Source organism: Corallococcus sp. CA041A, assembly GCF_003612075.1.
GTDB classification, from domain to species: Bacteria; Myxococcota; Myxococcia; order Myxococcales; family Myxococcaceae; genus Corallococcus; species Corallococcus exiguus.
In genome coordinates, this window is sequence record NZ_RAWF01000118.1 from 1 (window position 1) to 21,464 (window position 21,464).

21 protein-coding genes are annotated in these 21,464 nt (G+C 70.2%); 17 read left to right on the forward strand and 4 right to left on the reverse strand.

The features are described from left to right. The first annotated feature begins 50 nt into the window (after nt 1-50). The 3 genes from D7V77_RS21400 (at nt 51) to D7V77_RS21410 (ending at nt 3,071) form a co-directional block, all read left to right on the forward strand. Nucleotides 51-488, forward strand: a complete 438-nt coding sequence (locus tag D7V77_RS21400) for a host attachment protein (RefSeq protein ID WP_120578145.1) — start codon at nt 51-53, stop codon at nt 486-488. Between the two features lie 77 nt (nt 489-565). Next, nucleotides 566-2,458, forward strand: a complete 1,893-nt coding sequence (locus tag D7V77_RS21405) for a methyl-accepting chemotaxis protein (RefSeq protein ID WP_120578146.1) — start codon at nt 566-568, stop codon at nt 2,456-2,458. Between the two features lie 13 nt (nt 2,459-2,471). Next, a complete protein-coding gene (locus D7V77_RS21410) occupies nt 2,472-3,071 on the forward strand; it encodes an HAD family phosphatase (RefSeq protein WP_120578147.1) in 600 nt (199 codons plus the stop codon). Between the two features lies 1 nt (nt 3,072). Here the strand turns inward: D7V77_RS21410 and D7V77_RS21415 are convergent, their stop codons facing one another. Both D7V77_RS21415 and D7V77_RS21420 read right to left on the reverse strand, forming a co-directional pair. Next, on the reverse strand, nt 3,073-3,723 hold the full coding sequence (locus D7V77_RS21415) for a glutathione S-transferase family protein (protein ID WP_120578148.1): 651 nt from the start codon (nt 3,721-3,723) through the stop codon (nt 3,073-3,075). 38 nt (nt 3,724-3,761) lie between these two features. Continuing rightward, nucleotides 3,762-4,373 carry an adenylate/guanylate cyclase domain-containing protein gene (locus D7V77_RS21420; RefSeq protein WP_120578149.1) on the reverse strand — a complete coding sequence of 204 codons (612 nt, stop codon included), beginning with the start codon at nt 4,371-4,373 and terminating at the stop codon, nt 3,762-3,764. 305 nt (nt 4,374-4,678) lie between these two features. Here D7V77_RS21420 and D7V77_RS21425 point away from each other — a divergent pair, with 305 nt between their 5' ends. Both D7V77_RS21425 and D7V77_RS21430 read left to right on the forward strand, forming a co-directional pair. Beyond that, on the forward strand, nt 4,679-5,521 hold the full coding sequence (locus D7V77_RS21425) for a hypothetical protein (RefSeq protein WP_120578150.1): 843 nt from the start codon (nt 4,679-4,681) through the stop codon (nt 5,519-5,521). Next, nucleotides 5,518-6,390: a hypothetical protein gene (locus D7V77_RS21430; RefSeq protein ID WP_120578151.1), complete on the forward strand. Its 873-nt coding sequence runs from the start codon at nt 5,518-5,520 to the stop codon at nt 6,388-6,390. Before D7V77_RS21425 ends, D7V77_RS21430 begins: the two co-directional genes overlap by 4 nt. Here D7V77_RS21430 and D7V77_RS21435 read toward each other — a convergent pair. Next, a complete protein-coding gene (locus D7V77_RS21435; protein WP_120578152.1) occupies nt 6,341-8,419 on the reverse strand; it encodes a S46 family peptidase in 2,079 nt (692 codons plus the stop codon). The genes D7V77_RS21430 and D7V77_RS21435 overlap by 50 nt on opposite strands. A 129-nt stretch (nt 8,420-8,548) precedes the next feature. Between D7V77_RS21435 and D7V77_RS21440 the strand changes: the two genes are divergently transcribed. Continuing rightward, complete coding sequence (locus tag D7V77_RS21440) at nt 8,549-9,691, forward strand: triacylglycerol lipase (protein ID WP_120578153.1); 1,143 nt, start codon at nt 8,549-8,551, stop codon at nt 9,689-9,691. A gap of 36 nt (nt 9,692-9,727) precedes the next feature. After that, nucleotides 9,728-10,594 carry an N-acyl homoserine lactonase family protein gene (locus tag D7V77_RS21445; RefSeq protein ID WP_120578154.1) on the forward strand — a complete coding sequence of 289 codons (867 nt, stop codon included), beginning with the start codon at nt 9,728-9,730 and terminating at the stop codon, nt 10,592-10,594. Nucleotides 10,595-10,597: 3 nt separating this feature from the next. On the opposite strand, the gene D7V77_RS21450 is transcribed toward D7V77_RS21445, so the two are convergent. Next, on the reverse strand, nt 10,598-11,128 hold the full coding sequence (locus tag D7V77_RS21450; RefSeq protein ID WP_233597142.1) for a DUF4442 domain-containing protein: 531 nt from the start codon (nt 11,126-11,128) through the stop codon (nt 10,598-10,600). 40 nt (nt 11,129-11,168) lie between these two features. On the opposite strand from D7V77_RS21450, the gene D7V77_RS21455 reads away from it, so the two are divergent. The 10 genes from D7V77_RS21455 to D7V77_RS21500 all read left to right on the forward strand — a co-directional run bounded on the left by D7V77_RS21455 (nt 11,169) and on the right by D7V77_RS21500 (nt 21,419). Beyond that, entirely contained in the window at nt 11,169-12,539 is a 1,371-nt protein-coding gene (locus D7V77_RS21455) for an FAD-dependent oxidoreductase (protein WP_120578156.1), read from the forward strand. A 160-nt stretch (nt 12,540-12,699) separates the two neighbouring features. Beyond that, nucleotides 12,700-13,263: a DNA starvation/stationary phase protection protein Dps gene (gene dps, locus D7V77_RS21460; protein ID WP_120578157.1), complete on the forward strand. Its 564-nt coding sequence runs from the start codon at nt 12,700-12,702 to the stop codon at nt 13,261-13,263. A gap of 101 nt (nt 13,264-13,364) precedes the next feature. After that, nucleotides 13,365-14,240 carry an SDR family oxidoreductase gene (locus D7V77_RS21465; RefSeq protein WP_120578158.1) on the forward strand — a complete coding sequence of 292 codons (876 nt, stop codon included), beginning with the start codon at nt 13,365-13,367 and terminating at the stop codon, nt 14,238-14,240. Continuing rightward, nucleotides 14,237-14,854: a glutathione S-transferase family protein gene (locus D7V77_RS21470; protein ID WP_120578159.1), complete on the forward strand. Its 618-nt coding sequence runs from the start codon at nt 14,237-14,239 to the stop codon at nt 14,852-14,854. The genes D7V77_RS21465 and D7V77_RS21470 overlap by 4 nt, the downstream gene beginning before the upstream one ends. 18 nt (nt 14,855-14,872) lie before the next feature. Then, nucleotides 14,873-16,339: a YdiU family protein gene (locus tag D7V77_RS21475; RefSeq protein ID WP_120578160.1), complete on the forward strand. Its 1,467-nt coding sequence runs from the start codon at nt 14,873-14,875 to the stop codon at nt 16,337-16,339. 84 nt (nt 16,340-16,423) lie between these two features. Continuing rightward, nucleotides 16,424-16,924 (forward strand): hypothetical protein, encoded by a 501-nt coding sequence (locus D7V77_RS21480; protein WP_120578161.1) that lies wholly within the window; start codon nt 16,424-16,426, stop codon nt 16,922-16,924. A gap of 52 nt (nt 16,925-16,976) precedes the next feature. After that, nucleotides 16,977-17,933, forward strand: coding sequence for a B-box zinc finger protein (locus D7V77_RS21485; protein ID WP_120578162.1), 957 nt, complete (start codon nt 16,977-16,979; stop codon nt 17,931-17,933). A 90-nt stretch (nt 17,934-18,023) separates the two neighbouring features. Further along, nucleotides 18,024-18,563: an inorganic diphosphatase gene (locus D7V77_RS21490; protein WP_120578163.1), complete on the forward strand. Its 540-nt coding sequence runs from the start codon at nt 18,024-18,026 to the stop codon at nt 18,561-18,563. 6 nt (nt 18,564-18,569) lie between these two features. Then, nucleotides 18,570-19,457 carry a CHAD domain-containing protein gene (locus tag D7V77_RS21495; RefSeq protein ID WP_120578164.1) on the forward strand — a complete coding sequence of 296 codons (888 nt, stop codon included), beginning with the start codon at nt 18,570-18,572 and terminating at the stop codon, nt 19,455-19,457. Between the two features lie 126 nt (nt 19,458-19,583). After that, the gene (locus tag D7V77_RS21500; protein WP_120578165.1) at nt 19,584-21,419 is read left to right on the forward strand and encodes a DUF4114 domain-containing protein; all 1,836 of its coding nucleotides are present in this window, start codon (nt 19,584-19,586) and stop codon (nt 21,417-21,419) included. The last annotated feature ends 45 nt before the right edge of the window (nt 21,420-21,464 follow it).

Consider the following 21,464-nt stretch of genomic DNA (forward strand, 5'->3'; position numbering starts at 1 on the left):
GCCGGTGGGCGGGGGGGTCCGCATCCCTCAAGAGACAAGGAGGCGTGAAGATGGCGGACAAGAGGCTCTGGATCCTGGTGGCCAACGCGAGTCGCGCCCGGCTCTTCGCCACGGATGCAAAGGCGGAGAAGTGGGACCTCATCGAGCAGTTCCAGCATGACGAGAGCCGCACCAAGCCCGTCGAGCTGTTCAACCAGGCGGACAACCCCAACGCGGGCACGCTGCACGGCCCGGTGCCGGAGAACGACCCGAACGGCCGCAGGGAGCTGGAGCACGAGCGCTTCGCCCGGGAGCTGTCCGGGCGCCTGGACAAGGGGGTGGACTCGCACGCGTTCGACCAGCTGGTCATCGCGGCGCCTCCGGCCTTCCTGGGCATGCTCCGGGGGCTGCTCAGCACGCGCGTGAGGCAGCGGGTGCGGCTGGACCTGGACGCGGACTACTCCAGCCTGCCCGTGAGGGACCTGCCTGACCGGGTGCCGGTGCTGTAGGCGGCCAGCCGGACAGGGGGTTCGGGGCCCGGGTTCTGGTATAGGAATCCGGGTCCTCTCCTTCGCGCCGGCGTGCCATGCCTTCTTTCATCCTGCCGTCCCTGACGCTGCGTGGGCGGCTGCTGCTGTACATGACCCTGGTGTCGTGCGTGCCGCTCCTGGCGCTGACCGGCATGCAGGACAAGCTGATGCGCCAGCAGACGGAGGCGCAGATAGACACCTCCCTGCGCATGGAGGCGGAAGGGTTCAAGGACCTGCTGGAGTCCACCCTGGCGGAGCGCGAGGCGAGCGCTCACAGCTGGGCGGAGGATCCGGTCCTGCGCCAGGCGCTGCGCACGAAGGACCCCACCGCGAGCGACGCGATGCTGTCTCTGCTGCAGCGGCGCTACCTCACCCTCAACGGCATCGTGCTCTTCAGCGACGACGGCGCGGCGGTCTCCGCCAGCACGCCCGCGCTGCGCGAGGCCTACGCCGGGAGCGCGGAAGCGGTGCGCAAGGCGCCGTGGTTCCAGAAGGCGCAGGCTGGCACCACCACCGCCGAGGGCGTGGAAGCCGAAGACCCCATCTACAGCGTGCACGTGCTGCCGCTGGCGGTGCCGGTGATGGACGAGCGAGGTCAGCGGCTGGGCGTGCTGCTCGCCGCGTTCGACTGGGGACAGGTGGGAGAACTGGTGAAGCCCGCGCTCAACCGCGCCCAGCACCGCGGACACGCCACCTTCTCGCTGGAGGTCCGGGGCGCGGACGGCCGGACGCTGTTCGACACGCGCCAGGGAGAGCACGACGACTCGGGCCGCGTGGGGGTGGTCGCGGTGAACGGCTCGGAGGTGCGCGACGTGGGGGACGGGTGGAGGTTCATCGCCCAGGTGGACCCCGCGGAGGCCTACGCGCCCCTCAACGGGATGCGCCGGCTGGTGCTGGGGCTGGCCGCCCTCTTCGTGGCGTCGGTGGGCCTGGGCTCGTGGGTGCTGGCGCGCGGCATCACCCGGCCGCTGCGCGCGCTCGGTGAGGTGGTCCGCCGCGTGGTGAAGGAGGGCGACCTCACGCAGGAGATGGAGGTGACGGCGGGGCGGGACGAGGTGGGCGAGCTCACGCAGGCCTTCGCGCAGATGATGAAGAACCTGCGCGAGACGGCGACCAGCCTCCAGGAGGGCACGCACGTCCTCAGCGAGACCGTGGCGGAGCTGAACCTCGCCTCCGAGGTCCAGGAGCGCAACGTGGCCCGCCAGGCCGCCGCGCTCCAGGAGACGCAGGTGACGGCGCAGGAAATCAAGCAGACGTCGCTCCTGGCCGCGGAGAAGGCGGAGACGGTGCTGGGCGTGGCGTCGCGCGCGGAGGAGGTGGGCCGCGCGGGCGAGGTCGCCATCCGCGACAGCCTGGGTGGCTTCCAGGGGCTGCACGAGCAGTCAGGTGAGATGGCCATGCGCATCGTGCAGCTCAACGAGCGCACGCAGCAGATTGGCGGCATCACCCAGACGGTGAAGGACCTGGCGGACCAGTCCAATATGCTCGCGCTCAACGCGGCCATCGAGGCGGTGCGCTCCGGCGAGCACGGCAAGGGCTTCAGCGTGGTGGCGCGCGAAATCCGCAACCTGGCGGACCAGTCCATCCAGGCCACGGAGAAGGTGCGCGACATCCTGGGGGACCTGGGCCACGCCATCATCTCCACGGCGAAGATGACGGAGCAGAGCCACTCCAGCGTCGCGGAAGGGCTGGAGCAGGTGCGCACCAGCGGCGAGCACCTGAAGGAGCTGGCCACCATCGTCCAGGACAACGCCGCGGCGGCGCGGCAGATCGCCGGAGCGGTGAACCAGCAGAACGCGGGCATCGCGCAGATCTTCAGCGCTGTGACGGATTTGTCCTCCATGATGACGGAGACGCAGACCAGCCTGAAGTCCACCACCGGCGCGGCGAAGCGGCTGCAGGAAGTCGCCAGCCAGATGGAAGGCGTCGCGCGCGCCTACCGCATCTGAAACAGGAGTCACCGTGTCCGCCGTGAAGGCCGTGTTGCTGGACCTGGGCAACGTGCTGGTGTTCCACGACAACTCGCTGCTCTTCGCGAGGCTCGCGGCGCGGGCGGGGTTGGAGCCGCAGGAGGCCGCGAGGCGGCTCACCGGCGCGGGCTGGACGGCGGCGAACCGGGGCCTGCTGGACGCGGAGGGCATCCGCCAGGACGTGTGCGGCGCGGTGGGCGTGGACCTGCCCATGGAGGAGTTCGCGCCCCTGTGGAGCAGCCACTTCAAGGTGCACGACGCGGTGCTGCCGCGAGTGGAGGGGCTGGCGGGCCGCGTGAAGTTGGTGCTGGTGTCCAACACCAACGCGCTGCACGTGGCCTACCTGAAGCCGCTCTTGCCCGTGCTCCAGCGCTTCGACGCGCTGGTGATGAGCTGCGAGGTCGGGCACGTGAAGCCGGAGCCGGCCATCTACCAGCTCGCGCTCCAGAAGGCGGGCTGCGCGCCGCAAGAGGCCGCCTTCTTCGACGACCTGCCGGAGTTCGTGGACGCGGCCCGCGCGCTGGGACTGCGCGGGTACGTCTTCACGGATGCCCCTGCGTTCGACGCGCAGCTGAAGTCGCTGGGGCTGTGAGCTACCGGTAGCGCGCGAGCGGCGGCTCGCCGTGGGCGGCCTCCGTCCACTTGAGCATCGCGGGCAGGCCCAGCACCGCGTCGCGGTACGCGGCGGTCTCCGGGCGGAACGGGATGCCGTAGGTGACGAAGCGGGTGATGACGGGCGCGAAGAACGCGTCCGCGATGGAGAAGGCGCCGAAGAGGAAGGGCCCGCCCTTGCCATAGCGCTCGCGGCAGCCCGCCCACAGCGCCTGGACGCGCGCGATGTCCGCGTGCACGCCCGGCGCGTCCACCCCCGGCACCGTCTTGCGAGCGGTGAGGTCCATGGGGAGGTTCGTGCGCAGCGCCTGGAAGCCCGAGTGCATCTCCGACGTCACCGACCGCGCCATCGCGCGCATCGCGCTGTCCGCGGGCCACAGCTTCGCTTCCGGGAAGGCCTCCGCCAGGTACTCGCAGATGGACAGTGAATCCCACACCACCGTGTCGCCGTGCTTGAGCACCGGCACCCGGCCGCTGGGCGAATGCAGCGCGATGAGTGCCGCCGTCTCCGGCGTGTCCAGCGGCACCAGCACCTCCCGGAACGGCTGGCCGGTGTGGGCCAGGGCCAGGTAGGGGCGCAGCGACCACGAGGAGTAGTTCTTGGAACCAACAACCAGGGTGAGCTCGGACATGGCGCGGCACCATACCGCCGCGCGTCCGGCAGTCAGCTTCAACCGTCCGCGCGCGCGCGCTTACGGCCCAGCAGTGAACGCACGCGCGACATGAGCGCCCGCTCGCCGCGGCCCTCCACCGGCGAGTCGATGCGGAACACCGCCACCGGCAGCCGGATGTTCTTCAATTCGTTGCGGCCCAGCTTCACCGGAGGCGCCTTCAGCCGTCCCTCCAGCTGCGCGGCCACCGTCTCACTGACGTAGACGGTGCCCGGACGCGCCAGGGACTCGATGCGGGCCGCCAGGTTGACGCCCTCGCCGAAGATGTCGCCGTCGCGGTGCACCACCATGCCCAGGTGCGCGCCCGCGCGGACGGACATCCGACGCTCGGTGGGGACGGCGCGGTTGCGAGCATCCACGGCGTCGCGCCACTCCAGCGCGAAGGCCACCGCGGGCGGGCCCGACTCGAACTCCAGGAGGAAGCCGCCCTCCTCCATCCGCTTCACCTCGCGGCCACCGTGCCGCGCGAGCAGCCCGCGCACCAGTTGGCCCTGCTCTTCATGCAGCGCTTGTTGTAGCGACTCATCCCGCCAGCGTTGACCTGCAGGGGCCTCCATGTCCGTGAACATGATGGCCGACATCGTCCGGGGCTCCGGGGCCTCCACCACCATCGTGCATCCTCCCTCCCCCCGGCGTGAGACGACCGAGATGCTACCGCACGTCGGGCGCCGACTCCCAACCACCCCGGGAAGGCGCCCGGACGGAGACGTTCCGGGGAACGCAACCGTGCGAAGACAGAGGCGGATCCAGGTCCGCATCCCCAAGGTAGCGACTTCCTGACGCGACGCACCAAGCACCCGTGAGGTTCTGGACCGGGGCTGTCGTGCACCCGACGCGTCGCGGTGGGAGACGTCCAGTGCGAGTCAGGTGACGGGGGCGCGCAACGTCCGCGCCGGTCACGGAGGGCCCGCGGGCCATGATCCACTCAGACGAGAAGGTCCGGCAGATGGCGCGCTCGCTGTTGCCGTCGAAGAACCGGGAGGCCGCGCGCACCGCGCGCAAGCACATCCACCGCGCGGCCCGCAAGGAGGCCCGTCAGGAGCTGGCGGTGTGGATGAAGTCCGGGGACATGGAGCACGACCTGCCGCCCTTCGCGCCGTGGGAGCGCAAGGAGATCAGCGGGGAAGTGCGGTGGCGGCGCGGCGGCGACAAGGTGATGCCGTTCATCCGCTGGGCCACCGCTCGCACGCGTGAGCTGCGCAGGGAGGATCGCCTGAGCCACGTGCGGAGCCTGCTGCCCCCGAGCGTCATCGGCGAGCACGCGCTCGGCCACGTGGAGCACACGACCGCGTTCCGAGACCCTACCGAAGTCGAGTGGCGCGTTCTCCAATGGTCGCGCTCCGGACGCAAGGTGCACCGGATGGAGCGGGGGGAGATGGCCCAACTGCTGCGCGCGCTCCTCGCGGCGCCGGATGGCCACGCCACCTTCAACCGCTTCCTGCGCGAGCGACACACGTGGACACGGACCGTGAACGCCCAGGTCCCCGAGAACCGCAAGCTCGCGACGCTGCTGAAGCACCGCCCGCTGCTCGGCGTGCATGACGTGCTCCCCTTCCTGGACACGCTGGAACCCGCTGCGTGGGATCCGTACTTCAGGTGGGGCACCCTGACGCCGCCGCTGCACTGGGCGCGCCTGTTCCTCCAGCGCTTCAAGGAACACCGCGGCTGCATCCCCTCCGTGCTGGCCGCGCTGGAAGCCGAAGGACTGATGGAGCGTGCCGTCCCACCAGCGCATCCACGAGAGTCCCCCGCGCGATGATCCACTCGGACGAGAAGGTCCGACAGATGGCGCGCTCGCTGCTGCCGTCCACGGCCCGGCGACAGGCGCGCAAGGAGCGGACGGTCACGAACCGCGCCGCCCGCCGCGAAGCCCGGCTGGCGGTCGTGGCGTGGCTCCGCACCGGCGACCTGGACGCGGACGAGCCCGCGGAGGTCCCCTGGCGCAAGCACGAGATCGAGTTGATGGTGCTGGACCGGCGGAGGGCGGACAAGGTGAACCCCTTCGTCCGCTGGGCCGCCGCCCGCGTGCGCCGCATGCCCCATGATGCCCGCGAGGGCTACGTGCGCGGCATCCTGCCCAAGGGCGTCATCGGTAGGCACGCGTGGTCCCACCTGGAGCACACGCCCGCGTTCGAAGACCCCGTGAAGCGCGAAGCACGCGCGCATCACTGGAAGCACCGGGAGCAGTTGGCCCGCAAGCGGGAACGCGATGAGGTGGCCTCGCTGCTGCGTGAGATCCTCGCCGCACCGGACGGCCACGCCACCTTCAACCAGTACCTGCGCGAGCACGCCACCTGGCGGCGCTCACCGTCCCCCAAGAAGGGATGGATTCCACGCACGCCCCCACTGCCTCACCGTCCGCTGCGCGGCGCGCACGACGTGAATGCCTTCGTGGACTCGCGCAAGCTTGATGGCCGGAGCGCGTACTGCTTCTCCACGGAGACGATGGACGCGCCGGTGCGCTGGGTGCGCATCTTCCTGGAACGGTTCAAGGCGAACCTGGGAGACATCCCGGCCACGCTGGCCGCGCTGCGGGCGGAGGGATGGATGTCCCCCCGCCCCCTCGGGCAGCCCTGCTTCAGCGAGCCGGAGCCGCGGACGCTGCCTGCGCGCCCTTCAGCTCATTGACGACGCGGGTGGCGCCGTACACGTGCTCCAGCGCGGCCATGATGCCGTCGCCGTGCACCGCCACCGCGCGGTTCGTCTCCGGCACGTAGAGGTAGCGGCCTCCCAGCGACGGGAGGTTGCCGTCGAAGATGAGCCCCACCACCTGCCCGTCCCGGTTCACCACCGGAGAGCCGGAGTTGCCGCCGATGATGTCGTGGGTCGTCGCCATGTCCAGCGGCGTCGCGTCCGGCACCTTCCCCTTCGCCTTCACCCACGGCGCCGGCAGCTTGAAGGGCTCCTTGCCCGTGTCGCGCCCGTAAGCACCCCCGAACGTGGTCAGCGCCGGCACGGCCTTGCCGTTGTCCTCCCAGCCCTTCACCTGCCCGTAGTTGAGCCGCAGCGTGAACGTCGCGTCCGGAGCCCCCGCCGTGCCGTTCACCAGCAGGTACGCCTTCGCCAGCCGCTCGCCGTTGCGCTTGAGCACCGCCTCCACCGTGTCCTCGTAGCGCTTGCGCGACGCGCGCGTCTCCGCGTCCACCTTGCGCGCCAGGACGATCATCGGATCCTTCGACGCGTCCACCGCCGCCTTGCCGCCCTCCAGCAGCGCCTTGCGCACCTTCACGTCGCCCAGCTTGGAGCCCTTCACCAGCGCCTTCGCCAGGTCCGCCGGGGCCTCCTTCTCCAGCACCAGGCGCACGAACGGATCATCCGCGCCCAGCGTCTCGCGCAGCTTGTTGAAGCCGAACGTCAGCGTCAGCGTCTCCAGCTCCGCCGGGATGGGCGCCTCCCGCAGCAGCCGCTGCTTCAGCGCCGGCAGCTGGCCGTCGGTGTACTCGCGCAGGCGCTCCGCGTTGGCCTTGGGCAGCTCATCCGCCGCGCGCACCAGCGCCTGGGCGTAGGAGAACAGGTCCGAGCGGAACGCATCCCCCGCGCCCTTCATGCGGTGGTCGTTCGTCATCCGGCGCCACGCGTCCAGCGCCTGCGCCGTCTCGTCCCACATACCCTGCGTCAGCGCCTTGGCCTGGGGGTTCGCGTCGATGCGCTTGCGCAGCTCCGCCTCCTCCTGCCGCTTGCGCGCGAGGACCGCGGGGTCCGCCAGCGTCTCCTGCCGGCCCTTCAGCGCCTTCAGTCCGTTCTCCACGCCGCGCAGGCTGGAGCGCGCCACGCGGAAGCGCTCCGGCGACGCGCTGGTGAACTCGCGCAGCGCGCCCCGCATCTCCGACAGCTGGAGCAGCGTCTGGGGCAGCGCCACGTCGCGCTGGAACTCCAGCTCCGCCACCGTGCTCTTGCGCTCCGTGCCGCCCGGGTGGCCGGAGACGAAGACGAGGTCCCCCTCCTTCGCGCCCTCCTTGGCCCACGGCAGGTAGTCCGGGCTCTTGGCCGGCGCGTCGTCCTGCCACACGCGCACGAAGGACACGTCGTAGCCGTAGCGAGGGAAGTTGAAGTTGTCCGCGTCCCCGCCGAACGCCGCCATGGAGAACTCCGGCGCGAAAACGAGCCGCACGTCCTGGAAGCGGCGGTACTTGTAGAGCTGGTACTTGCCGCCGTTGTAGAGCGTGACCACGTCACACCGCACGTCCGCGCCGGTGGTGCACGCGGCCTCCACCGCGGCCATCTCCTTCTTGAGCGCGGTGTTGAAGGCGGCGCCGGTCAGGCTCTTCGTCGCCGCGTTCATCCGCTCGGTGACGTCCGTCATCTCCACCAGCTGGTTGGCTTCGACCTTGGGACAGCGCCGCTCCTCCTTCGCCGTCTTCGCCTGGAAGCCCTTCGCCAGCAGGTCGTCCTTCGCGGTCGTCAGCTCTTCGATACAGCTGCGCACGCAGTGGTGGTTCGTCATCACCAGGCCGTCCGGCGACACGAAGCTGGCGGAGCAACCACCCGCGAGCCGCACGGAGCCCAGGCGCACCTTGTCCAGCCACGCCTGGGTCGGCTCGAAGCCGTAGGCCTTCTTCACCTGCGCGGCGGGAAAGGCATCGTAGGTCCACATGCCCTCTTCCGCCGCGGCGGGGAGGGACGACAGCAGGCCAAGCGCGAGCAGTCTGCGGTACACGGGGAGTCTTCCTTCGTGGGTAGGGGAAACGGGCGACCGTTTTGTCAATGCGTCCAGGCGCGCGTCAACCCCGTGGGACGCCGGGTATTCCAAGCCCATCCGGGGAGCGTGGGGTATGCTGGGCGACCCATGTCCGTGAAGCACCACGTCTACCTCGTCCCTGGTTTCTTCGGCTTCACCAACCTGGGCGAGCTCCTCTACTTCGGCCACGCGTACGAGTTCCTGAAACAGGACCTCGCCCGCCGGGGAATCGACGCGGAGGTGGTGACGATCGTCTCGCACCCCACTGCCTCCATCCGCCAGCGCACCGCGGACCTGCTCAAGGCCGTGAGCGAGACAGCCTCCGGGGACGACGGCCCCATCCACCTGGTGGGCCACTCCACCGGCGGACTGGACGCCCGGCTGTTCGTCTCCCCTGGCGCGCAGGTGTCGGACGCGCTGGAGCTGGAGCCCTTCGCACGCCGCGTGCGCTCCGTGGTGACGCTGTCCGCGCCCCACGCGGGCACGCCCCTGGCCACGTTCTTCCTGGGCCTCTTCGGCCAGCAGCTCCTGAAGCTGTTGTCGCTGTTCACCATGTACGTGCTGCGCTTTGGCCGGCTGCCCCTGAGCGTGGTGTTCCGCTTCGGGCACCTGATGGCGCGGGCGGATGATCAGCTGGGGTGGAAGGCCACGCTGCTGGACCAGCTCTTCGACCAGCTGTTGGGCGACTTCTCCAGCGAGCGGCGCGACGCGGTGACGAAGTTCCTGTGGGACGTGGGCCGTGACACGTCGCTCATCCCCCAGCTCACGCCGGAGGGCATCGACCTGTTCAACGGCGGCACGCATGACCGGCCCGGCGTGCGCTACGGCTCCGTGGTGACGCAGGCCCGGCCGCCGTCCCTGCGCACGCGGCTGGCCGCGGGCCTGGACCCGTACGCGCAGCTCACGCACACCATCTACGCGTTCGTGTACGGCAAGACGCAGAAGATGCCGCTCACGCAGCTGCCCCTGCACACGCCCGCGCAGACAGCGGCGCTGGTGCAAGCCTACGGCGCCATGCCCGGCCCCACCGCGTGTGACGGCATCGTGCCCACGCGCTCACAGGTGTACGGCCGCGTGCTGGCGGCGGTGCGCGCGGACCACCTGGATGCCATTGGCCACTTCGACCAGCCGGCGCACCAGCCCCCGCACGTGGACTGGCTCATCTCCGGCTCCGGCTTCCGCCGCCCCCAGTTCGAGGCGATGTGGAAGACCATTGGCGACTTCCTCATGGAAGAGGAAGCGCCGCGCTAGCTTCTTCGCCTCGCTTCACCGCCCTGGAGCCGCGCCATGAAGACCCTTCGCTTGTGGTCCGCCTGTCTCACGCTCACCGCCTGCGCCAGCACGAACACCGCCTCGCGCACATCCCCGGAGGCCGCGCCCGGCGTGAAGCTCTACGCCATCCACTGCGGCCGCGTGGAGCTTGGCGACTCCGGCTTCATGGCGGACGACGGTTCGATGAAGGGCGTGCCCGCCGAGACCGTCGTTCCGTGCTACCTGATCCGCCATCCGAAGGGAGACCTGCTCTGGGACAGCGGCCTCTCCGAGAGCATCGCGGACATGCCGGACGGCATGCGTCCGCAGGGCCAGCCCGTGCACTTCGAGGTGAAGAAGAAGCTCACCACCTCGCTCGGCGAATTGGGACTGGCACCGGCCGACATCGAGTTCGTGTCGTTCTCCCACCTGCACTTCGACCACGCAGGCAACGCCAACCTGTTCGCGGGCTCGACATGGCTCGTGGATGCGGAGGAGCGCGACGGCGCCTTCTCCGAACAGGCCCACCGGCGCGGGGAGGTCCCCCACTACAGCGCCCTGGAGCAGGCGAAGACCGTGCGCATCGAAGGTGATGCCGCCTACGACGTGTTCGGCGACGGCACCGTCTCCATCCACCAGGCGCCCGGGCACACGCCCGGCCATACCGTGCTGCTGGTGAAGACGGCGAAGTCCGGCGCCGTCCTGCTCACCGGCGACCTGTGGCCGCTGCGCGAGTCCCGCGAGCGGCAGCTGGTGCCAGTCTACAACGCCAGCCGCGAACAGACGCTGGAGTCCATGAAGCGCGTGGAGGCGCTGGCGAAGGACACCCACGCACGGGTCATCCGCGAGCACGTGCCCGAGGACTTCGCCGCGCTGCCCGCGTTCCCCGCGCCGCTGGAGTAGGCCCTACCCGCGCTTGAACACAGCCAGGAAGCGCGATTCGGCGACGCACTGGCCGTCGGTGCCCAGGAGGCGCACGGGAATCCACGCCTCCGCCTTGTCGCCCGTCGCGCGCAGCTCCGACGCGAGCTTCTGAAGCAGCTCATCCCCCGGCTCACATACCGCGCTCACCGCCGTCTTCGCCTTCGCGTGGAAGGCGACCTCCATGCGGTTGACCAGCATCTTGTATTGGCCAGGCGGGAAGCGGCGGAAGAGCATCACGCCCATCGTCAGCTCCATCACCGTCACCTGGGCGCCCAGGTACACGCTGCCCACGTGGTTCTTCGTCTTGCGGTTCAGCGGCACCGTCGCCTTCACGCGCGCGTCCGTCACCTCGTCCACGCGGTAGCCCATGGCCGCCGCCAACGGGACGATGTTCTTCACCGCCAACGTCGTCAGCGCGTTCGCCGCGCCCGGCGACACCTGCCGCACCTTCTCCACCATCTCCAACGCGAACATCCGGTCCTCCACCCTTCCCTGCTGACGTCCCGCGCGCATCCTAGCCACCCGGCGCTTCCGGCATAGAGTCCGCGGACCTATGGGTGATAGCGCGGACGTGGTCGTCATCGGCGCGGGCGTCGCGGGACTCACCGCGGCCCGGGACATCGCTCGCACCGGCGCCACCGTCGCCGTGCTGGAGGCACGAGACCGCGTGGGCGGACGCACCCTCACCCGCGAGCTGGGTGGAGGGCTCGTGGACATGGGCGGCCAGTGGGTGGGCCCCAAGCAGCGCCACGTGCTCAAGCTCGCGGACGGCCTGGGCCTCCAGCGCTTCCCCCAGCACCACCAGGGCACCAAGGTGCTGGAGCTGCGCGGCGAGCGCCGCACGTACCAGGGCAAGGTCCCGTCCCTGCCCCTCCTGTCGCTGTTGGATTTGCAGCGCATCGTCTGGAAGCTGGATGGACTGGCGAAGCGCGTCCCCCGGGAGCAGCCCTCCGCCGCGCCGAAGGCCGCCGAGTGGGACGCCCTCACCCTGGAGGACTGGAAGCAGCGCCACGTGCCCACCTGGGGCGCCCGCGCCGCGCTGGACATCGCCACCCGCGCGGTGTTCGCGGCGGAGCCTTCCGAGTTGTCCTTCCTGCACTTCCTCTCCTACGTGCACTCCAACGGCGGCCTCATGCCGCTCACCGAAATCGAGGGCGGCGCCCAGGCGGAGCGCTTCGTGGACGGCGCGCAATCCCTCTCACGACGGCTGGCGGAAGGACTGCCCGAGGGCCGCGTCGTCCTCTCCGCGCCCGTGAAGGCCCTGCTCCAGGACGCTCGCGGCGTCACCGCCACCACGGAGGATGGCCGGACCTTCCGCGCTCGCTACGCGGTGGTGGCCACTCCGCCCGCGCTCGCGGAGCGCATCGACTTTGGCGCGGACCTGCCGCCGGGCCGCCGCCGCGCGCACGCGGACATCCCCATGGGCAGCGTCATCAAGGTCGTGGCCACCTACGCCACGCCCTTCTGGCGCGAAGCGGGCCTGTCCGGCGAGGCCGTCAGCGACGCGGGCCCGGTGCGCCTGTGCTTCGATGACTGCGGTCCCCACGGCCACCACCCCGCGCTCGTGGGCTTCTTCCTGGGCGACACCGCCCGCGCGTGGACCGGGCGCCCCGAGGAGGACCTCCACCGCGCGGCGCTCGCGGACTTCGCGCGCTTCTTCGGCCCCCAGGCCCTGTCGCCCGTGGCCATCGCCGCGCTGGACTGGAAGCAGGAGGCGTTCAGCACCGGCTGCTACGTGGGCCTGCCCCGCCCCGGCACCCTCACCGCCATTGGCGACGCGCTTCGGGCGCCATTTGGCCGCGTGCACTGGGCGGGCACCGAGACGGCCATCGAAGGCTGCGGCTACCTGGACGGCGCGGTGGAGTCCGGCGAGCGCGCCGCCACGGAGGTCGCCGCCCGGCTGACCGCCCCCGACGCGGGCTGATCCACGACGCCCGGCCGCCCGCCCTTCGAGCCAGCCGGGCAGCCAGGCGAAATATGCCGCGCCATGGCCAAGGGCACGGCCCATCCCCACCCTGTGGGAAGCGCCGAGACGTCATGCCGACGGCCTGCCGCGCGCACCCCACCAGCGAGGGACCAGGACCATGTACACGACCAGCCACGTGAACCTTCCCCAGGACGCGCGCGAAGAGCTCATCGACATGCTCAACACGCTGCTCGCCAACGCCATCGACCTGCACTGGCAGGTGAAGCAGGCCCACTGGAACATCCGCGGCACGCACTTCTACAGCCGCCACCTGCTCTTCGACGAAGTGGCCAAGCACGCGCGCAAGCACGCGGACTCCTACGCCGAGCGTGCGGGCGCGCTGGGCGGCTACGCCCAGGGCACCATCCGCCTGGCCACCAACAACAGCCAGCTGCCCGAGTACGACCTCCAGGCCGTGGACGGCGAGGCCCACATCCGCGCGCTGGTCGAGCGCGTGGGCCGCTACGCCGCCAGCCTCCGCGACGGCATCAACAAGTCCGACGAGGCGAACGACCCCGTCACCGCGGACATCCTCACCCAGACCCTGGGCGAGACCGAGGAGGACCTCTGGTTCCTGGAGAGCCACCTCAACGGCGACGCGCGCGCGGGCGCCACCCTGCCTCCCAAGGGCGGCAACCGCCGGGGCCGTCAGGCCGAGGACATCAGCCAGGCCTCCACCTGACGCCTGACGCCACCCGCTTCCGCCTCCCTGGCAGGTTCTCCTGCGCGGGGAAGGCGGGGAGCGTATAGAACGCGTCCCCGGATTCCAGGAGGACGCGTCCCATGGCGGCAGGGCTTCCCGAAGACCGTCTCGACGGCAAGGTGTGCCTCATCACCGGGGCTACCGGTGGCATTGGCCAGGAGACGGCCAAGGCGCTGGCGCGGCGGGGAGCCACGCTGGTGCTGTCCGGCAGGGATGAGGCCCGCACGGCGGCCACGGTCGCCGCGGTGCGCGAGGCCGCTCCCGGAGCGCAGGTGGAGACGCTGCTCGCGGACCTGTCCTCCCTCCAGTCCGTGCGCGACCTGGCGAAGGCGTTCCGCGACCGCCACCCGCGGCTGGACGTGCTCATCAACAACGCGGGCCTCATCATCGACCGGCGGCAGGTGACGGTGGACGGCTACGAGGCCACGTTCGCCACGAACCACCTGTCCCACTTCCTCCTCACCCACCTGCTGCGAGACCTGCTGGTGGCGAGCGGCCCCGCGCGCATCATCAACGTGTCCTCGGAAGGACACCGGCTGGCGTACTCGGACTTCCTGGACGACCCGCAGACGGAGAAGCGTCGCTACGACGGCATCCGCGTCTATGGCAACGCCAAGCTCAGCAACATCCTCTTCTCGCGTGGGCTGACGAAGCGGCTGGCCGGCACGCAGGTGACCGCGAATTCACTGCACCCCGGCGCGGTGCGCACGGGCTTCGGGCACAACAGCCAGGGCTTCTTCAAGCACCTCATCAAGCTGGCCTCGCCCTTCATGCTCTCCCCTGAAAAGGGCGCGAGGACGTCCATCTACCTGGCGTCGTCGCCGGAGGTGGCGGGCGTCAGCGGCGAATACTTCATCAAATGCCGCAAGGCGAAGCCGTCGTCCGCCGCCCGGGACGAAGCGCTCGCGGAGCGGCTCTGGCAGGTGAGCGAAGAGCTCACGGGAGTGAAGGCATGATCGACCTGTACACGTTCAAGACCCCCAACGGCCGCAAGATCTCCATCGCCCTGGAAGAGCTGGGCATCCCCTACAAGACGCACTCGGTGGACATCTCCAAGGGCGAGCAGTTCAAGCCCGAGTTCCTGGCCATCAATCCCAACAACAAGATTCCGGCCATCGTGGACCACGACGCGCCGGGTGGACGGCCGTTCGCCCTCTTCGAGTCCGGCGCCATCCTGCTGTACCTGGCGGAGAAGACGGGCGCGCTGATGCCAGCGGATCCGCGCGGCAAGGCGGAAGTGACGCAGTGGCTGATGTTCCAGATGAGCGGCCTGGGGCCCACCCTCGGCCAGCTCAACCACTTCGGGCGCTACGCCTCCGCGAAGATTCCCTACGCCATCGACCGCTTCGAGGCCGAGGCGAAGCGCGTCCTGGGCGTGGTGGAGCAGCAGCTGTCGTCGCGGGACTACCTGGCCACCACGTACTCCATCGCGGACATCGCCACGTACCCGTGGCTGAAGGGCTCGCGGGACTTCTTCCCGGAGCTCTTCAACAACCTGCCCAACATCCTCCAGTACCTGCACCGCGTGGGCAGCCGTCCCGCGGTCCAGCGGGGCATGCAGATTCCCTGACGTCTGTTGTTTCCATCCATGGCCTCGCTCGAACAGCTCGTCTTCGACAACAGCTACGCCCGCCTGCCCCCTGGGTTCGCCGCCCGGGTGGCCCCCGCGCCCTTCCCTGACGCGTACGTGGTGAGCGTGAACCCGGCGGCCCTGCGGCTCTTGGGATTGGACGCGGAGGAGGTCGCGCGCCCGGAGTTCGCGCGCGTGTTCGGCGGGGCCACGCCGCTGCCCGGCATGGAGCCCCTGGCCATGGTGTACGCGGGGCACCAGTTCGGCGTGTACGTGCCGCGCCTGGGAGACGGCCGCGCGCTGCTCCTGGGCGAGGCGCGCGGCCCGGACGGCGACAGATGGGACCTGCAGCTGAAGGGCGGCGGGCCCACGCCCTTCTCGCGCGGAGGTGACGGGCGCGCGGTGCTGCGCTCCACCGTGCGCGAGTACCTGGCCGGAGAAGCCCTGCACGCGCTGGGCATCCCCACCACGCGGGCCCTGTGCATCCTGGGCAGCCGCACGCCGGTGTACCGCGAGGAGGTGGAGACCGGCGCCATGCTGGTGCGCCTGGCCCCGTCGCACGTGCGCTTCGGCACCTTCGAGTTCTTCCACCACACCGAGCAGCCCGGCCACGTGGCCACGCTCGCGGACCACGTCATCACCGCGCACTTCCCGCACCTCGCGGGCCAGGAGGGCCGCTACGCGCGCTTCTTCGCGGAGGTGGTGGAGCGCACCGCGGAGCTGGTGGCGCGCTGGCAGGCGGTGGGCTTCGCGCACGGCGTGATGAACACCGACAACATGTCCATCCTGGGGCTCACGCTGGACTACGGCCCCTATGGGTTCCTGGACGACTTCGACCCCGGCTTCGTCTGCAACCACTCCGACCACCAGGGCCGCTACGCGTTCGACCAGCAGCCGCGCGTCGCGCTGTGGAACCTGGCCTGCCTGGGCGAGGCGCTGCTCACGCTCATCACCGAGGACGAGGCGCGCGCCACGCTGACGCTCTTCCAGCCCACGTTCGCGCGGCACTTCCTGACGCGCATGCGAGAGAAGCTGGGCCTGACGGAGGCCCGCGACGAGGACCGCTCGCTCCTGGAGGACCTGTTCTCGCTGATGGCCGGCTCGCACGTGGACTACACGCGCTTCTTCCGCGCGCTGAACCGGTTCGACTCCAGCCCGGGTGCTCGCAACGACGCGCTTCGCGACCACTTCCTGCCGCCGGAGGGCTTCGACGGGTGGGCCGAGCGCTACCGGGCGCGGCTGGAGTCGGAAGGGAGCGTGGACGGCGAACGCCACGCGCGCCTGGACCGCGTCAACCCGAAGTACGTGCTGCGCAACTGGGTGGCGCAGCAGGCCATCGCCCGGGCACAGGAAGGCGACTTCGCGGAGGTGGACCGCGTGCTCGCGCTGGTGTCCGCGCCCTTCGACGAACACCCCGGCCAGGAGGCCTACGCGGCCTCGCCGCCGACGTGGGGACGGCACCTGGTGGTGAGCTGCAGTTCCTGACGCGCGGGCACAACGGGACCCCGGGCAGGCGGGCAGGCGCCCGCGGACGGGAATCCCGTGCGCGCGGTGCCTAGCTTGGAAGGCATGATCGAACCTGCCGCTCCGCCCCGCATCGTGTTCCGAGCCCTGGGGCCTGGCCTCGTCGGCGCCGCCGCGCTCACGCTGGTGCACGAGAGCGCCCGGCGCGTGTTGAAGCACCCGCCGCGCATGGACGTGCTGGGCATGCGCTCCCTGGAGAAGGGCGTCCGCTTCTTCGGCGGCGAGCCCGCGAAGGGACGCCAGCTGCATCGCCAGACATTGGCGGGCGACGTCCTTTCCAACGGCCTCTTCTTCTCGCTCGTGGCCCTGGGACGTCCCAAGCGGCCGTACCTGCGCGGCGCCACGCTGGGCCTGCTCGCCGGCCTGGGCGCGGTGGTGCTGCCTCCGAAGCTGGGCTTGGGCCGCAAGCCGTCCCAGGCCCGCCCGTCCACGTCGCTGCTCACCGTGGCCTGGTACACGTTGGGAGGACTGGCCGCGGCGCGCGCCACACGGAAGCTGGTGGCGCGCCGTCAGCCGGAGCCGCCCCTGGGCCGGCCCCTGCATTAGCGCCGGGCGGTGACTGGAATGCGTTGCACGCGGTGGACTACAAGTCTCCGCGATGCATCACATCGACATCCCCTCCGGGGAGCTGAACGAGTTCGACCTGCCAGCCATCTGCATCGTCACGGGTGAGCGGCAGGGCGTGGTCTTCAAGCCGGTGAACTTCACCTGGTATCCGCGCTGGATTGGCTTCCTCGCCCTCCTCAACCTGCTCATCGCCATCATCGTCGCGTCCGTGATGACGAAGCGGGTGAATGGCACCCTTCCCTTCACGGAAGAGGCCTGGAGCCGGTGGAAGCGCGGACAGGTCATCATGGCCGTGTCGGTGTTGGCCGCCATCGCGCTGCTCATCCTGGCGTTCTGCCTGTTGGCATCCGACGTGCCCGAATGGCAGGGCCTGGTCGCGCTGGCATCGAGCGTGGCCATCCCCGTGCTCGCCTGGGTCTTCTTCCTGCGCGGCCGGGGACCCAAGGTGCGGCGCATCGACCCGGACAACATCTCGCTCGCCATCCCCAACGGTCCCGCCGCGCATGCCATCACGGGCCACTTCCTGGCCGGGCTGAAGTCTCCAGCACGGGATGACGGTGAGAGCCTGGACGCGAACGAAGCTCCGGCTCACGCCCTCTGCGCGCGGCACGACGACAGCGTCGCGAACCAGGTGTGCACCCGTTGCGGCGCGTTCATGTGCCCGCGCTGTGAGCACCGCGTCCGCAGGGAGTCGCTGCCGCTGTGCCCGGACTGCTGGGAGCTGCGGGGCCACACCATCGCCGTGCAGGCGAAGGCCCCCGGCCTCTCACTGGCGAACTCGGGCCTGTTCATGGGCGTCATCTCGGTGATTCCCATGTGCTACGCGGTCCACGTCGTGTCGCTGGTGCTCAACACCGTGAGCCTGGTGCGCAACCGGCATGCCGACTCGCCCCGCATCGACCGGAAGAAGGCCATCGCAGGGCTCGCGCTCACCGGCATCGGACTGTTGCTGACGCTCGGAATGCGGCTGTATTCCGGGCGCTGGTAGGCGCTCGGCGCCCCCCAAGGTTGGCGAGTGAAACCCCCTGGCACGGGGGCACTTGCCGGAGACGGAACGGCGACCCCAGCCTGAAGGTCCATGGCCACCGACTTCACCCGCCTGCCCCTGCGCGGCGCTCAGGATGCGTTGCACGTCGTCGTCGAGTCGCCCCGCGGTTCGACGGTGAAGCTGAAATACGACTCGAAGCTCCAGGCCTTCACGCTGTCCCGGCCGCTGACGCGCGGCTTCCGTTACCCATTCGACTGGGGCTTCATCCCCAGCACGAAGGGCCCGGACGGAGACCCGCTGGACGCGCTGGTGTACTGGGACGTGCCCACCTGGCCCGGCGTGGTGCTGCCCTGCCGGCCCCTGGGCGTGCTCCTGGTGGACCAGAAGCCGAAGGGCGCGACGAACGGCGAACGCGAGCGCAATGACCGCCTGCTGCTCGTCCCGGTGAACGCCACCCGCTCGGACGACCTCAATTCCTATCAGGACCTGTCCAAGCGCGAGCGCGAGGAGCTGGAGCACTTCTTCCTCGCGGTGGTGCACTTCGCGGACAAGGACGCGCGCATCCTCGGTTGGGAGGGCCCGGACGCCGCGGAGCGCATGGTTCAACAATACGCCCTCAAGGAGGACTGACCCGCCATGCCGCCTCCCACTCCCATCCGGGGCCTGGGCCCCGACACCGCGCTGGGCGACGCCGCCCGCCGCATCCTCGCCGGCCGGCTCGCCGACGTGCGCCACCCCGAATCCCAGCTGGACGACGAGCTGGGCGAGGACGGCGTGCACGACATGCGCGTGGCCACCCGCCGCCTGCGCGCCGCGCTCCAGGTGTTCCAGGCCACCGGCAAGCTCACCCGGCTGGAGACGGACGTGAAGCGCCTCCAGGACGCGCTGGGCGACGTGAGGGACCTGCACGTCCAGGACAAGTGGTTGGACACCGCCGCGAAGGGCAAGAAGGACGCGAGCAAGGCGCTGGCCGGCCTGCGCGAGTCCCACCTGTCCGGCCTGAAGTCCCGGGAGAAGAAGCTGCGCGCGGAGCTGGAGCGCTGGACGGACCACACCGTGCCGCGCCTCCTCAAGAAGGTGGACACGCTGGAGGACGCCCACCGCTTCGCCGGCAAGCGCGTGCGAAGCCACCTGCGCCAGCGACTGCGCCGAGTGGAGAAGCGCCTGGAGCGCTACGCGGACGCGCCGGACGCGGCCTCCGCCCACGCCCTGCGCAAGGATTTGAAGAAGCTGCGCTATGAGCTGGAGATCTTCCAGCCCGCCTTCCGCCGCACCGTGGGCGCGCTGCTGGAGGTCCTGGTGCCACTCCAGGACGGCCTGGGCGAGCTGCACGACGCGGACGTGCGCCTGGAGCTCTTCGAGCGCGCCGCCGCGGAGGCCCCGCCCGGCCAGCGCAAGGCCGCGCGAAAGCTGCTGCCCCAGGCCCGCGACGAGCGCGCGGAGCGCTCCGCCGAAATCGCCCGCGAGGTGCAGCGCTGGCACGCGGAGGCCATCCCCAAACGGCTGCGCAAGGCGTTGACCTGACGAACAAGGGGGAGCAAGGGCAGACGGGTCGTCTTCATGGGTGAAGCCTGACACACCCAGACAGAGCCGTCTTCCTTGTTATTTCTGATAGACCCTGGGAGCCATCTTCATCCGAGGAGTCTGTCCTTGCACCCGAATCCCTCCCGTCTCCTGGCCCTCGTGGCCGGGAGCGCGTTGTTTGTCATTCCCTCGCTGCGTCCGGCCCAGGCGGCCGACACCTGCGGCCCCGGGGACCTGTACGAGGACGTGCAGCCCGCGTTCACCGCCGCGGGGTTCGACCAACTCCAGCAGGTGACGCTCACCCCGCAGAAGACGCTGCGGTCGGTGAACCCGTTCTGGACGCCCACGTCGGTGGACTCCATCGTGTTCCCGTCGGACCAGAACGTCACCATCAGCTTCGTGTACGAAAGCGCCGGCGCGAGCCACGCGCTGGGCTACCTGTACGTGAGCGACCTGCAGGCGCGCGGCTACGTCAACGCCCAGGGCGACCTGGTGGATGGCAATGGCAACGGCATCGCGGACCTGCACGAGGACCTCTACAACCTGGCCCCGCCCTCCGGTGCCCAGGCCCGCCCGTACATCGGCGTGAGCCCCCGCTGTTCCCAGACCTTCACGTCCCGTGGCTTCACCTACCGCCAGCCGGACCTGGCGCTCAACTCGACCTGCGCTTCGGCCTTCCTCACCAACCGGGACATGACGGATGCCCGTCCCGGCCGCACCTCCTCCGCCTACAACATCATCGTCGACGTCGTCGGGAGCACCCAGCTGGGAGCGGCCGGCACCAGCTATTCGGACAACGGGCTCTTCACGCGAATCCCCAACCTGCTGGAGCCCGCCCACGCGTCCAACAACAACATGGGCATCGGCCACCTGGCCTTCCTCCTGGCTGACGACGACTCCGACAGGGAGACCTACCAGGGGCTGGGCGCCGTCGCTGACGCGACGGAGGTGAACGACGGCGTCCCCGACTACGACGTCTCCGCCTATGACGGCCATGGCCGTCCGAGGGCCTTCAACCCGGATCCCGGCATCACGACCTACGACCGCACGGTGGACCTGGGCGTCATCCCGGGCGGACAGGAGGTGGTCTTCTTCCTCGTCTCCGCCTTCGAGCCGATCCACAACACGGACGCGGGCATGGTCCATCCCTGCCTGCGCAGGGATGCCGACCTCAAGTGCACGCTGCACCTGAGGACGCCCATCAACGTGTTCTTCTCCAAGGCGAAGTGGAACCTGGATCAGGACTTCATGGGCCAGAACCCCGTCGTGTCCCGGAACATGGGTTGTGATTACGACGAGGCCTGCAACCGGACCAACCCGAACTCGTCTCCGCGCGCCTGTACCCTGGCCGGTACCAGCCAGAAGTTGTGCGGGTGGTTGGATTCCGGGACCCGGACCCGCATGGGAACGTTGCCCTACGGCAACACGACCCTGCCCATGGCCGCCACCACCGTCGCCGCGCCGGGCAACCTCGTCATGCCCCACGCCGTGCTGGGCAACGTGGGCCCCGCGTCCGACCGGTGGCTCCTGGCCTTCGAGGACCTCCCGGGTGGAGGCGACCGGGACTTCAACGACGTCGTCTTCATGCTGCGCAACCAGGCGCCCACGGCCGGCCGCGTGCGCTCCACCGTGCTGAGCCCCGCGGCCCCCAGCTGCGCCATCCAACAGGTGTACATCCACAAGGACGACGCCCAGGACCCCACCTGCGCCCCTCCTGTCGCCATCCACTACGCGGTGGCCACCGACTGCCGCTTGTGCCTCGCCGGCACGTGCATTCCCAATCCCACGCCCACCTGGCATCCGGTGACGTTCGACTGGAACCGGGACGCCGTGCTCGACGTGTCCGGCACTCCCGGCCATCAGCTCTGCTGGAAGGCGGACCTGACCGCCGGGAACGGTCCGTGCCAGGCCACCATCAACAACGTGGACATCGGCTACGAGTCCGGACCCGTCAATCCCTGACAGCCAGGGATTGGCCACCGCTGGAGATGCCCGTCATCTCCATCT